At 64.7% G+C, this 13379-nt stretch carries 11 protein-coding genes; 4 read left to right on the top strand and 7 right to left on the bottom strand.

Annotated elements, in window-relative coordinates; all coding sequences use genetic code 11:
- Both ACGHJ7_RS03180 and uvrA read right to left on the bottom strand, forming a co-directional pair.
- Positions 1-774 (bottom strand): ParA family protein (locus ACGHJ7_RS03180; RefSeq protein ID WP_390474530.1); only part of this gene is annotated, 774 nt, incomplete at its 3' end.
- A 58-nt stretch (positions 775-832) separates the two neighbouring features.
- The gene (gene uvrA / locus ACGHJ7_RS03175; RefSeq protein WP_390474529.1) at positions 833-3766 is read right to left on the bottom strand and encodes an excinuclease ABC subunit UvrA; all 2934 of its coding nucleotides are present in this window, start codon (positions 3764-3766) and stop codon (positions 833-835) included.
- A gap of 555 nt (positions 3767-4321) precedes the next feature.
- On the opposite strand from uvrA, the gene ACGHJ7_RS03170 reads away from it, so the two are divergent.
- From ACGHJ7_RS03170 to ACGHJ7_RS03160, 3 genes are all read left to right on the top strand, one after another.
- Positions 4322-5029, top strand: a complete 708-nt coding sequence (locus tag ACGHJ7_RS03170; RefSeq protein WP_390474528.1) for a lysozyme — start codon at positions 4322-4324, stop codon at positions 5027-5029.
- Positions 5007-5723 (top strand): hypothetical protein, encoded by a 717-nt coding sequence (locus ACGHJ7_RS03165; protein WP_390474527.1) that lies wholly within the window; start codon positions 5007-5009, stop codon positions 5721-5723. The genes ACGHJ7_RS03170 and ACGHJ7_RS03165 overlap by 23 nt, the downstream gene beginning before the upstream one ends.
- 238 nt (positions 5724-5961) lie before the next feature.
- Positions 5962-8145, top strand: coding sequence for a M3 family metallopeptidase (locus ACGHJ7_RS03160; RefSeq protein ID WP_390474541.1), 2184 nt, complete (start codon positions 5962-5964; stop codon positions 8143-8145).
- 19 nt (positions 8146-8164) lie between these two features.
- Here ACGHJ7_RS03160 and ACGHJ7_RS03155 read toward each other — a convergent pair whose 3' ends face one another.
- Positions 8165-8455: a GCN5-related N-acetyltransferase gene (locus ACGHJ7_RS03155; RefSeq protein ID WP_390474540.1), complete on the bottom strand. Its 291-nt coding sequence runs from the start codon at positions 8453-8455 to the stop codon at positions 8165-8167.
- A gap of 164 nt (positions 8456-8619) precedes the next feature.
- Here ACGHJ7_RS03155 and ACGHJ7_RS03150 point away from each other — a divergent pair, with 164 nt between their 5' ends.
- The gene (locus tag ACGHJ7_RS03150) at positions 8620-8925 is read left to right on the top strand and encodes a hypothetical protein (RefSeq protein ID WP_390474526.1); all 306 of its coding nucleotides are present in this window, start codon (positions 8620-8622) and stop codon (positions 8923-8925) included.
- Positions 8926-8937: 12 nt separating this feature from the next.
- Here the strand turns inward: ACGHJ7_RS03150 and ACGHJ7_RS03145 are convergent, their stop codons facing one another.
- The 4 genes from ACGHJ7_RS03145 to ACGHJ7_RS03130 are packed head-to-tail and all read right to left on the bottom strand — an operon-like array spanning position 8938 to position 13362.
- Positions 8938-9663: an ABC transporter ATP-binding protein gene (locus tag ACGHJ7_RS03145; RefSeq protein WP_390474539.1), complete on the bottom strand. Its 726-nt coding sequence runs from the start codon at positions 9661-9663 to the stop codon at positions 8938-8940.
- Positions 9663-10625 (bottom strand): FecCD family ABC transporter permease, encoded by a 963-nt coding sequence (locus ACGHJ7_RS03140; RefSeq protein ID WP_390474525.1) that lies wholly within the window; start codon positions 10623-10625, stop codon positions 9663-9665. Before ACGHJ7_RS03140 ends, ACGHJ7_RS03145 begins: the two co-directional genes overlap by 1 nt.
- Positions 10622-11422, bottom strand: coding sequence for an ABC transporter substrate-binding protein (locus ACGHJ7_RS03135; protein ID WP_390474524.1), 801 nt, complete (start codon positions 11420-11422; stop codon positions 10622-10624). The genes ACGHJ7_RS03140 and ACGHJ7_RS03135 overlap by 4 nt, the downstream gene beginning before the upstream one ends.
- Positions 11422-13362 carry a TonB-dependent receptor plug domain-containing protein gene (locus tag ACGHJ7_RS03130; protein WP_390474523.1) on the bottom strand — a complete coding sequence of 647 codons (1941 nt, stop codon included), beginning with the start codon at positions 13360-13362 and terminating at the stop codon, positions 11422-11424. Before ACGHJ7_RS03130 ends, ACGHJ7_RS03135 begins: the two co-directional genes overlap by 1 nt.
- Between the last annotated feature and the right edge of the window lie 17 nt (positions 13363-13379).

Genomic DNA, 13379 nt, shown 5'->3' with positions numbered 1-13379 from the left:
TTCTTCTTGTGTATCTAGAATAAGTTGCTGTTCACCCTGTCCACGAGCGACCGCGGTTCTAGATGGGAGCGCTGCCTCATATCGCATACCCTTCCAAGTCTGGTTGCTATCAAGATACTCGATTGCGTCTTTGTAGACCTTCGTGCGTCGATCAGCGATGGTGATTACGACGCCTGCACACTCTATCTCGTGGTCATGGTTCTCGGACACAGTTTGTATAACACCTGAAAGAAGGTCGATCCCCACTCGTGACAGTGGCTCCGGTTTAACCGGTAACAAATAGAAGTCGCTAGCGAGAAGCGCAGCGTTCATATAGTGACTGGGCGTCGGAGGGGTATCGACAATTACGTAGTCATACTCACTAATGAAGTCTTGAGAGAGGTATCGCCGCAGCCGCAATTCGCGCCCTTGGCCGTTTCCCATATCCAAACGATAGATTCCAAGGTTCCCCGGAATTAGGTCAAAACCCTCTCGAAAAGTCCACGGTTTGACCGACTTAAAATTCTTCGTGACCTTCTTCTTGGTACCCTCAACCGGGTCGATATGATCCGTTGCTGCGTCGCGAAAAATATCGACGATCGTATCTGCGCCGTTCTTGACCTCTGCAAGATAATCTTCGCCGCTATACAAGCACTGCGTCGCGTTAAATTGTGGATCTAAGTCGACCAGCAGCACGCTGAGATCGTGCCTTCGATTCAATGCATCGGCCACATTTACAGCCAAGGTGGTCTTACCCACTCCACCCTTCATGTTAACAAACGAAACAACTGGCAATTCATCCCCCTATCGGCTACCAAAACCCACCTTCTCGATTTCCTGCGTTTTGGCAAGCTCACTCCATCGCCCGCTGCAGCATCGGCTTGAGATACCGCCCCGTATAACTCCCCTCCACCGCAGCAACATCCTCCGGCGTCCCTTCCGCAACAACCTGCCCGCCACGCACACCGCCGTCGGGGCCGAGGTCCAGCACGTGGTCGGCAGTCTTGATCACGTCGAGGTTGTGCTCGATCACCACCACGGAATTCCCCTGGTCCACCAGCCGGTGGAGCACTTCGAGGAGTTTACGGACGTCCTCGAAATGCAGGCCGGTGGTGGGCTCGTCGAGGATGTAGAGCGTCTGGCCGGTGCTGCGCTTCGACAGTTCCTTGGCGAGCTTCACCCGCTGCGCCTCTCCGCCTGACAGGGTGGTCGCCTGCTGGCCGACTTTGACGTAGCCCAGCCCCACCTCGTTCAGCATGTGCATCTTGTCGCGGATCGGGGGCACGGCCTTGAAGAAGGTTTCCGCGTCCTCCACCGTCATGTCCAGCACGTCGGCGATGGAGTGGCCCTTGAACTTCACCTCCAGCGTTTCTCGGTTGTAGCGCTTGCCGCCGCATTCCTCGCAGGTGACGTAGACGTCGGGCAGGAAGTGCATCTCGATCTTGATCAGGCCGTCGCCCTGGCACGCCTCGCACCGGCCGCCCTTCACGTTGAAGCTGAAGCGGCCGGGCTTGTACCCGCGCGCCTGCGCCTCGGGCAGGCCGGCGAACCAGTCGCGGATCTGGGTGAAGGCGCCGGTGTATGTTGCCGGGTTGGAGCGCGGGGTGCGGCCGATGGGCGACTGGTCGATCTCGATCACCTTGTCGCAATATTCGAGGCCGGTGACCTTGTCGTGCGCGCCTGCCACCACGCGGGCGTTGTTGAGCGTGCGCGCGGCGGCGGCATACAGCGTGTCGATGGTGAAGCTGGACTTGCCGCTGCCGCTGACCCCGGTGATGCAGGTGAAGGTGCCGAGCGGCAGGCTGGCGGTGACGTTCTGCAGATTGTTCGCCCGCGCGTTGTGGACGGTGAGCTTGTGCCCGTTGCCCTTGCGCCGCTCTGCCGGGACCGCGATTTCGCGCCGCCCGGTGAGGTAGTCGGCGGTGAGCGACTTCTTCGATTTCAGCACCTGTTTCAGCGTGCCCTGCGCCACCACCTCGCCCCCGCGCACGCCCGCGCCGGGGCCCAGATCGACCACGTGGTCGGCCTGGCGGATGGCGTCCTCGTCATGCTCGACCACGATCACCGTGTTGCCGAGATCGCGCAGGCGTTTCAGCGTCTCCAGCAGCCGGTCGTTGTCGCGCTGGTGGAGGCCGATGCTCGGCTCGTCGAGCACGTAGAGCACGCCCGACAGCCCGCTGCCGATCTGGCTGGCGAGACGGATGCGCTGGCTTTCCCCGCCGCTGAGCGTGCCGCTGGTGCGGTCGAGATTGAGATAATCGAGCCCGACATTGTCGAGGAAGCCCAGCCGCTCGTTGATTTCTTTCAGGATGGCGCGCGCGATCTGCGACTGCTGCTCGGTCAGGTGTTCGTCGAGGCCGAGGAACCAGTCCTTCGCATCGCTGACGCTCATCTTGGTCGGTGTGGCAATGTCGGTGACGCCGGCCCCATCTCCTGTAGGCGGCCCCGGGATCTTCACCGACAAGGCTTTTTCGTTCAGCCGCTTGCCGCCGCAGGTCTCGCAAGGCTGCGCGGTCTGGAACTTGGACAGCTCCTCGCGCATCCACGCGCTCTCGGTCTGCAACATCCGCCGGTTAAGATTGCCGATAACGCCTTCGAACGGCTTGTTCACCGTGTACTGCTTGCGCCCGTCCTTGAAGGTCAGCGGCACGCGCTTGCCCTTCGTGCCGTGGAGGATGACGGACTGGTTTGCTTCGCCCAGCTCCTCCCACGGCGTGGTCAGGTCGAAACCGTATTCCTTCGCGAGGCTGCCCAGCACCTGCATGTAATAGGGCGATGGCGGGTTCGACTTCGCCCAGGGCACCACCGCACCCTTCTTCAGCGAAAGCGCCTCGTTCGGCACGACAAGCTGCGGGTCGAACAGCTGCTTTTCCCCGATCCCGTCGCAGGTCGGGCAAGCCCCCTGCGGCGCGTTGAAGGAGAACAGGCGCGGCTCGACTTCCTCGATGGTGAAGCCCGATACGGGGCAGGAGAACTGTTCGGAAAAGACTATGCGGTTGGCGGGGAGGCCAGCGCCTTTCATCGCGCCACCGCCGGCCCCTTCCTCCTCGCGTCCGGGCACTACGCCATCCGCCAGGTCCACATAGGCGAGGCCATCGGCCAGCTTGAGCGCGGTCTCGAAACTGTCGGCGAGCCGCGACTCAAGCCCTTCCTTCACGGCAAGGCGATCCACCACCACCTCGATGTCGTGCTTGAACTTCTTGTCGAGCGTGGGCGCGTCCTCGATGGCGTAGAGTTCGCCGTCGATCCGCACGCGGGTGAAACCGGCCTTCTGCCATTCGGCCAGTTCGCGGCGGTATTCGCCCTTCCGCCCGCGCACGACTGGGGCGAGAAGGTAGAGCCTTGTGCCTTCGGGCAGCTCCATCACCCGGTCGACCATGTTGGAGACGGTCTGCGCCTCGATCGGCAGGCCGGTCGCGGGCGAATAGGGAACGCCGACCCGCGCCCATAGCAGGCGCATGTAGTCGTAGATCTCGGTCACCGTCGCCACGGTCGAGCGCGGGTTGCGGCTGGTGGTCTTCTGCTCGATCGAGATCGCAGGCGAGAGCCCGTCGATATGCTCGACATCGGGCTTCTGCATCATCTCCAGGAACTGGCGCGCATAGGCGCTCAGGCTCTCGACATAGCGCCGCTGCCCCTCGGCATAGATGGTATCGAAAGCGAGGCTCGACTTGCCCGAACCGGAAAGCCCGGTGATCACGATCAGCGCATCGCGCGGCAGGTCGATATCGACGCCCTTGAGGTTGTGTTCGCGGGCGCCCCGCACGGAAATCTTTGTAAGTGCCATGGGGACGCTGTGTTCCTGTTGTGTTCACGCCTGTCAAGGACCGACGGCGTTAGGCTGGATCAGGGCCGCGAAACGGGCCGCAAAAACGAGTGCAGGTGCGCTAGATGGGGAGGATTGCGCGGCGGACAACCACCGGAGTCGCGCCTCTTGTCCACACGGCCTTGCCTTTCGATCGGTCCAAACGGAACGCCCCGCGTACCGGTTCCGGCGCATCCCGATGCCCTCCTTGTGCATCACCCGCTGGCGCACGTTCGAGAGGACGACCGGTCCCCCGGGCGCGGTGAACCGTGGACCTTTCCCGGCCCTCCATGAGTTAATTCAATAATATCAAGGCAAATCCCCGCTGCGATGCGCGCCGGGGCACTCAATCGGAGTAAGGCCTGACGCAACGAACAACGAACGGATAGAAATGCAGAACCAGAAAACAGGGAGAGCGCGCAACCAAAAGCGCTCCGGAAGGGGCAGGACATAACCTCCTATTCCGAAACACATCGCAGGACACGTGCCCATGGCGGACCCGATTTCGGCAATCGCCGTCAGGGGAAGCGTGACCGAATGAAATCCGGGCTGAAGAACAGGTCGCGGCGTGTCCGCGAAAGCTGGCGTGGCGGATCGCTTCGCGGCGTCCCGGTCAGCCTGGCCGCTGCCGGTATGGCCCTCGCCACCATCGGAAACACGGCGCCTAGCTCTGCGACGCTGGATGCAGCGCTGGCAGAGCTCGCCGATGAATTTTCCTATGATGACATGGCAGCCCGCAACGCGGAAGTGATGCGGATCAATGCCGCGTACATTACGTCGAGCGAGAAGTTCAAGCAGGCGCTCGTCGAGGAAGAGGGTGTCAGATACACCGTCTACCGTGATGTTGCGGGCTATCCGACCGTTGGCGTCGGGCATCTGGTTCTGCCGCAGGACAATCTGTCCGTGGGCGATACCATCTCGCACGAGCGTGCGATGCAGTTCCTGACCAGCGATTTGAAAAAGGCCGAAGCGGGCGTCGTGCGCCTGCTGGACGGTCTCGACGTCTATCAGCACGAGTTCGATGCGCTGGTCGATCTTGTTTTCAATGTCGGTGAAGGCGGGGTATCGGAAGGCCGCAGTCCGCGTCTCAACACCGCAATCGCCAATGCGAATTATGGCGCGATTGCCGACGAACTGAACTACACCACTGCCGGAGGTGCGGTTGCTGGCGGCCTCATCCATCGCAGCGAAAGGCGTGCCGCGATATTCATGAACGCAAACTATGAGAATCCGCGCCCTGCCTGATTCCACGCATCTTTCCAGCCGGACCCGTACCGGCATGCCGAAGGGCCAGCGACGCCTTTCCGCCGCCAGCGCATCGCTCGCCCTCCTGATAGTGATGGGCTGTTCGCAAGCCCCGCAGGGCGACCAGTTCGCCGGCATGACTGCAGGTTCGGACAACGCGCAGAATACGCAGCGCCGCGCGCTGCGGGAAACATCGAACGCAGCCCCCGGACGCTCCGGTGGTGCAACCAGTTGCCTTCTGCTCGTCTGGGATGCTGCCCCTTCGCCCGATGTGCAATTTGACCGCGCGAACGATGCGGTAGAAGGCGGCACGATCAGCTGCGGAGTGGGGACCAGCCCCAGCCAGCTCGATCTGTCGCTGAAAAGGATGAACAAGGCTGCTGCGGCCGATGATCGGGCGGCGCTGGCGCAAATGCTGGCACCGGAATTGACCTTCATCGACCGGGAGGGAAAGCGGACCTCTTATACGGACGGCTCGCGCATCGAAGATGATCTCGATTCCATCTTCGCGCCCGATGTCCTGTCCGTCCTTGCGAAGGCCGACCTTTCGCAGGTCACCGTGGTCCCGGACCAGGGTGCGTTCCTCGCGCTTGGCGGCATCTGGCTGGCGACCGGGGAGACCGGCGGCGTCCCGCAAATACGCACCATCAACCGGCAGGCACTGGTCGAGGCGCAAGGCACGCCGGGCGAATAACCGCCCCCTGCAGCCCGGTTGCATTTGCAATCAATCTGCGGTTCAACCTGCCCCAGCTAACACACGGATCAACCCCGCGCGCGGCCCGGACCCGCGGCGCGTTGCAGACATTATCCTTTCGGAGAGAGACCTTTTCATGAAAACCCGTATCTTCAACCGCCCCCTGTTCACGGGCGCTGCGCCCACCGTGCTGGGCGCTGCGCTCCTTGCCGGCTGTTCCACCGTGACAGATACCCAGATGGCATCGGCGGGCGACACGATGGAGGCCCCGATGGCAGACGATACCGCAATGCCCGAAGCGACCGGCTATTTTGCGAACGCCAGTTCGCTGCCGCTGCAGGCGCCCGATTTCACGCAAGTTTCCGACGATGATTACCTGCCCGCCTTCGAACAGGCGATGGCGCTCCACAATGTCGAGATTGCTGCGATCCGCGACAATCCCGAGGCGCCGACCTTCGAGAACACCATCGTGGCGCTGGAAACTTCCGGTCGCCAGCTGGGGCGCGTCGCCACCATGTTCTTCGCGCTGACGGGCGCCAACACCAACGACACGCTCGACGCCGTGCAGGCCGAGATCGGCCCGAAGCTGAGCGCGCATTCCGATGCCATCACGCTCGACCCGGTGCTGTTCGCCCGGGTGAAGCAGGTCTACGACAACCGCGCCGCCATGGCGATGGAGCGCGAGGACGCGGTCCTGCTGGAAGAGACTTATGAAGGCATGGTGCAGGCCGGCGCGATGCTGACCGACGCGCAGAAGACCGAGGTCAAGGCGATCAACACCCGCCTGTCCGAAATCACCACCGAATTCGGCCAGCGCGTGCGCGAAGCGACGGTCGACAATGCCCTGATCGTCGACACGCGCGAGGAGCTGGCCGGCCTGTCGGACAGCGAAATCGATGCGGCAGCGAAGCTGGCGGCGGAAAAGGGCATGCCGGGCAAGTTCGCCATCGCCCTGCAGAACACCACCCAGCAGCCCAGCCTGCCGGCCCTCGAGAACCGCGATGTTCGCGAAAAGCTGTTCATGCTGTCCTACAACCGCGCCGACCAGGGCGGGGAAAACGACACCCGCGCCCTGATTGCCGAAATCGCGTCGCTGCGCGCGCAGAAGGCCGCCCTGTTCGGCCAACCCGACTGGGCGAGCTATGTCATGTACGACCGCATGGCGAAGAACCCGCAGACCGCGCTCGACTTCATGGAACAGATGGTCCCCGCCCTCGCCGCGACACAGCGGCGCGAGGCTGCCCTGCTGAACGAGAAAATCGCCGAGGAAGGCGGCGATTTCGAGGTCAAGCCGTCGGACTGGTATCGCTATGCCGAGATGGTCCGCAAGGAACGCTACGACCTGGACGAGAATGCGGTGAAGCCGTATTTCGAGCTGACGAACGTGCTGGAAAACGGCGTCTTCTTCGCCGCGAACAAGCTCTACGGCCTGACGTTCCGCCAGCGCACCGACCTGCCGGTCTATCACCCGACCGTGACGACCTACGACGTGTTCGAGGAAGACGGCACCCAGCTCGGCATCTTCTATTTCGACCCGTTCCAGCGCCCGTCCAAGCGTGGCGGCGCATGGATGAGCAACTTCGTCGACCAGAGCTATCTCTACGGAACGAAGCCGGTCATCTACAATGTGCTCAACATCCCGCAGGCAGGTGAAGGCGAGCCGCAGCTGGTCAGCTTCGACAACGTCAACACGCTGTTCCACGAATTCGGCCATGCGCTGCACGGCTTCTTCGCGGACCAGAAATACGCCTCGCTCTCGGGCACGGCGACCGCGCGCGACTTCGTGGAATATCCCAGCCAGGTGAACGAGCTGTGGGCGACCTATCCCGAAGTGCTGCAGAACTATGCCAAGCACTACCAGACGGGCGAGACGATCCCGGCGGAACTGATCGAGAAGATCGAGGCCGCGGCGAAGTTCAACCAGGGCTACGATTTCGGCGAGGTAGTGGAAGCCGCCCTGCTCGACATGAAATGGCATGCCCTCTCGCCGGCCGAAGCAGCTGCGATTACCACGCCCGAACAGGTCGACGCGTTCGAGCGCAATGCGCTGGAGGAACTGGGCCTCGAAATCGGCCTCGTCCCGCCGCGCTATCGCAGCAGCTATTTCAACCACATCTTCAGCAGCCCGACGGGTTATTCCAGCGGGTATTACAGCTATCTGTGGACCGAGATGCTGGACCGCGACAGCCGCAAATGGTTCTTGGAGAATGGCGGCCTGACGCGCGAAAACGGCCAGCACCAGCGCGACACCGTGCTCAGCCGTGGCGGCACGATGGACTATTTCGAGATGTTCGAGAACTTCGCCGGTCGCCAGCCCGACGTCACCCCGATGCTGGAAGCGCGCGGGCTGGTCGCAGGCGATACCGACGCGCTCGATACGTCGGACGGCGCGCTCCCGGCGGGCAGCGTCGGCACGAAGTAAGGAACAGGCGCGGCGGGCGTTACAGCTTGCCGCGCCATTCCAGCGACCGGCGGTTGAGCGCGGCAAGGTCCGCCTCGCCCGCCACTGCTTTTTCTCCCAGCGCTATGGCGGCGCGAAGTTGCGCGTCGCTTGCCCTGGCGTAAGCCGGAGCCTCGATATGCTCCCGCCACGGGCCGCCCGCGGCATGATCCAGCAGGATGCGCTGGAAGCAATGATCGAACCGCACCGGCCAGCCACGCTCATCCGCCAGCGACGGCATCACCTCACGGGTGAGTTGGAACCACCTGTCCTGCAGCGCCTGCCTTTCCATACGCACCTCAACGCCCGGGCAACGCCCGATGTGCCCGGCGCGCATCGTCTTGCGGCGAAACGTGATCCTGCCACGACGGAGACACCGCGGTTTACCTTTTGTGTATGGAATGCGGCAACGCACCGGGGCTAATGCCGGATGCAGGACGGTAAGGGGTTCGCATCATGAAAAATCGCTATTCGATTGCCGGGGCCATCGCCCTTGGCCTGTCGTTATGTCCGGTCGCCGCAACGGCCGACGATCCGAGGGATCCGGACATGCAGAGCCGCGAGGCTCGCGAACGCGATGCGGCGATGATCCGCAAGCTCAACCGCGAGCAACTGGCCTATGTCCGTGAACGCGACGCACGCTGGGCGGAGCAGCGCCGCGAACAGGAGACACGCCTCGCACAATATGAGCGGGAAATGGCCGAGTGGCGCCATGCGGTAAAGATGTGCCGCGCTGGCGATACGCGGTATTGCGCGCGGTAGGACGCGAAGTCGCTAGGAAACGGTCAACGCACGGGCGTGCGCTTCCCCCAGCCAGCGCGCCTCGACCTGCCAGACCGCGCGCAGGTTTTCGGGCGACAGAGCGTCTTCCGGCTGGCCATCGGCCACCACGCGGCCCCGGTCGAGAACGATCACCCGGTCCGCATGGTTCATCGCCAGCGACAGGTCGTGCACAACCATGACGACGCCTGTCCCGGCGTCGGCGCGCGCACGTAACATGCGCAGCAGCGATATCTGGTGCGCCAGGTCAAGCGCGGCCAGCGGTTCGTCGGCCAGTATCCATTCGGGCTCGCCGGCCAGCACCCGGGCCAGCAGGACGCGCGCCCTTTCGCCGCCCGACAATTGCGACGCGGGGCGGTGGCGCAATGCCTCCAGATCGAGGGCCGCAATCGCGCGCTCCACAGCCGCATCGCCCCTGTCACGGTGCGGCAGGCGGCCGAGCCGCACCAAAGCCTTTGCCGCAATGTCCCATGCAATCTCAGGGGCTTGCGGCAGATAGCCGAGACGTTTTCCGCGTATGCGTGCCGGCAGGCGGTTAAGATCGTCCTGCCCCAGCATGACGCGGCCCGCCTGCGGCAGTTCTGTCCCGGCCAGGCAGGACAGCAGGGTCGACTTGCCCGCCCCGTTCGGCCCGCAGATCGCCGTCACCTTTCCGATTTCCAGCGCGGCAGACACGCCGTCCAGCCGCCCCGCAAGGCTCAATTTCTCCGCCGACAGCATCACACGCCCCCCAGCGCGCCGCGCCGCATCTTCAGCAGCAGCCACAGGAAGAACGGCGCGCCGATCAGGCTGAGCGCGATGCCGAGCCGCAGCTCCGTCACCAGCGGCAAGACGCGCACGACGCTGTCCGCCACCAGCACCAGAAGCGCGCCCGCCAGCGCGCTCGGCAGCAGGAGCGAGGACGGGCGTCTGTCGGTCAGCGGACGGACCAGGTGCGGCACGATCAGGCCGACGAACCCGATGATCCCCGCCACCGCCACGCCGCTCCCGACGGTCAGCCCGATGCCTGCAATCAGCAGCCAGAGCAGGCGCGCGGTATCCACCCCCATGCTTCGCGCTGCCGCATCGCCCAGTGTCAGGGCGTCGAGATCGCGGCCCGCAAAGGCCAGCAGCGCAATCCCCGCGAGCGTCAGCGGAGCGGCCAGCCAGACATCGCGCCATCCGCGATCGGTCAGCGCGCCCATCAGCCAGGTCACGATCTCGCTCATGGCAAAGGCATTGGGAGCAAGGCTGATGGCGAGCGAAGTCAGTGCCCCGGCCAGGCTGGCGATCATGAGGCCGGCCAGCGTGAACAGGGCGATCCCGCCCGTTCGTCCTGCGATCAGCGCCAGCAGCGCCATCGCCCCCGCGCCGCCTGCCAGTGCCAGCGCAGGCAAGGCCCACCAGCCGGCCTGATAGCCCAGCCAGAAACTCGCCACCGCTCCCAGCGCCGCGCCGGGCGCTATGCCGAACAGTCCGGGATCGGCCAGCGGATTGCGCAGATAGCCCTGCATGGCCGCCCCGGCAGCGCCAAGCCCCGCCCCGACGACCATCGCCAGCAACCCGCGCGGCAGCCGCAGCTCGGCCAGAATGATTGCGGCATTGGGGGTGCTCGCCGGATCGATCCAGACGCGCCCGGCGAGCAGCGAAAGCGGGAAGGCGATGGCCAGCAAGGCCAGCAGGATCAGGACGGCGCGGGTCATTTTCCGCGCACTTCGTCAAGCCGCGCCAGCGCGCGGGGAATCGTCGGTCCACCGCAATAAAGGAGCGCGGGATCGAACCGCTCCACCCGCATCTCCGGCAAAGCCTCCAAGGCTGCATGCGATTGCGAGCGTTCCCGGCCCGCAACCAGCAGCAGGTCCGGAGGATCCGCCAGCATCGCTTCCAGCGGCAGGTAATCCGCCTGCCCGAGGCCCCGCGCGGCGGAATGGCTCGCAAATCCCGCCTGCCGCATCATTTGCGAGACCAGCGCGCCATCGCCCGGCACGATGCCGCCCGGTTGCCAGAGGACGACCGAGACTTGCGGCCCATCCCGGGCCGCCTCCGCCCATCTCTCTTGCATTCGCTCGACCAGCGCCTCCCCGGCGGGCCCAGCCTGAGCGACCTCCGCGAGGGAACGGACCTGCTCCATGCTCTCTTCGAGCGAAGACGCGATGCCTACCGTTTCGACCCGAATGCCGAGATCGGCGAAGGCTGCCCGCGTGGCAGGCGCAAGGAAGCTCGATGCGATCACCACGTCGGGACCGAGTGCCAGCACTTCCTCCACCGTGCCGCCCGTGGCGGGGAACTGCCTCGCAAGATCCACATCCATCGAGGTCGCCTGCGGATCGTGGCTGTAATGCGATACCGCGGCCAGCCGCTCAGGCGCGATTTCGGCAAGGATCGCATCGGCGCACGGGTTCAGGCTGACAATGCGGAGAGGCTCACCCACCTCGCTCGCAGGCTTCCCGCCGCAACCACCAAGCAGAGCAGCAGCAAGCAGGGTCGCCCATGCGCGCATCAGAACTTCGCCCGTACCCCGGCGAAGACGCCCCGGCCCGGCTGGGCGTAGCCTGCGGCGGTCTGGTAGTCCGCGTCGGTCACGTTCTCGACCCGTCCGAACACGGTCAGCGGCGCGCCGCTTGCCAGTTCGCCCACATCCACTTCGGCGCGCAGGTCAAGCAACAGGTAATCGTCCAGCCGGACGCTATTGAACGCATCGTCGAAGGCGCTCGAGACGTAGCGCAGTTCGAAGCCGAGCAGCGGTGCGCCAAGGTCCAGATCGCCGCTGACCGTCGCTGCATGGCGCGGACGGCGACCAAGGCGATTGCCCTGCGTCACGGCCCCGCTCGTGCGGTCCTCGGTGTCGATGAAGGCGTAGACCCCGCGCAATTGCAGCGGGCCCAGCCGCGCCCCCGCTTCCAGTTCGACGCCCTGCGCCCGCGCGCGGTCGACATTGTCATACGTCCCGAACGGGCGACCTGTACAGATGCCGCCGGTCACGCCGAAGCAGGAAACGAAATCTATCAGGTCCTCGCTGTCGCGGCGGAACAAGGTGACACCGGCATGGAACGGCGCGGTGCGATCCTTCCACGCGAGGCCGAGGTCGAAGCCGGTGCTTTTTTCGGGGGCCAGCGAAGGATTGCCGAAATCGGAGAATAGCTGGAACAGGCTGGGCGCCTTGAACCCCTCCCCGACGCTGGCACGAAGGCGCACGTCCTGCGCGATCTCATAGCTGAGATCCGCGCCGAAACTGGTCGCTCCGCCGAAGATCGCGTGGTCGTCGTGCCGCAGGCCGATATGGCCCGAAATCGCGCCGAACTCGATTCCCGCCTGTGCGTAGGCGCCGAGGATGCGTGTATCCTCACCCGGGTCGAACAGCGTTTCGTAGCTGGTCCACTCGCCCTCACCGCCGAAATTGACGATCAGCGGGCCGATGGGTCGCCATTCGCCGCGCAGGTCGACGCGGTCCGAATGCCCGTCGCTGGTGAAGCCGGGGGTGTCACCGAAGGCCGGGTCGAAATTGTCCCGCGCGGTGTCGGCGAAGGAATAGCGCGCCTGCAAGAACAACGGCCCGGTATCGCGCGACAGGCCGAGCGAGCCGGAGAGCTGCTCGGTCTCCTGGTACTCCGCCGTGTCGGCCAGCGCGAAAAGCGGCGCGGGGAAGCCGTCGATTTCCAGCTCGCCCGCCGCGTAGCGAACGCTGGCAAAGGCATCGACCGTGTCGGTGACGTAATAGGTCCCGCGCGCGGTCAGGGCGATCTGCTCGAAACCGTCGGCTTCCGTGCCGCTTGCGGCGGCGGAGAAACCGTCGGTCCGCGCGTAGCCCGCAGCGGCCCCGACAAAGCCGCGATCCGTTTCCACGCCGCCTGCCAGAGTGCCCGTCAGGCTGTCGCGTGCGCCGTATTCCACGCTGCCTTGGACGCCCGTTTCCGCGCGGGTCGAGGCCGACAGGACGCCGCCGATGGCATCGGATCCCCAGATGACCGAATTGGAACCGCGCAGCAGGTCGATCGAGGCTATGGTGCCGGGCAGCAGCGTGCCGAAATCAAACCCGCCTGAAGGCGAGGCGGGATCGGACACCCGCGCCCCGTCGACCAGCACCAGCACCTGCTCGCCCTGCGCCCCCCTTACCCGCAGCGAGGTGAACGCACCGGGCCCGCCATTGCGGCTGAGACTTACGCCCGGCGCGCGGCGCAGGATGCGGGCGATGTCCGCGCCCTGCACGGCCTCGATTTCCTCGCGCTCGATGATGGTGACCGCCTGGCCGGTATCCTCGATCTCTATCGGGGTGCCGGTGGCAGTGACCGTGATGAGCGGACGGGTGGATTCGCGTTCTATGATGCCGGCAAGATTGCCGTCCTGATCGACGATCCGTTCGCGGGAAACAGCGCGCTCCTGAGCGGATAGGGGAGCAGTCAGGGCCGCCAGACAACAGCCGAAATACAGGAATTTACGCACGATACCTCCGTCACAAG

It is taken from the genome of Altererythrobacter sp. MTPC7, assembly GCF_042851395.1.
Lineage (GTDB): Bacteria > Pseudomonadota > Alphaproteobacteria > Sphingomonadales > Sphingomonadaceae > CAJXSN01.
The sequence above is the reverse complement of the archived record's forward strand: the minus strand, read 5'-3'. Positions and strand labels throughout refer to the sequence as shown.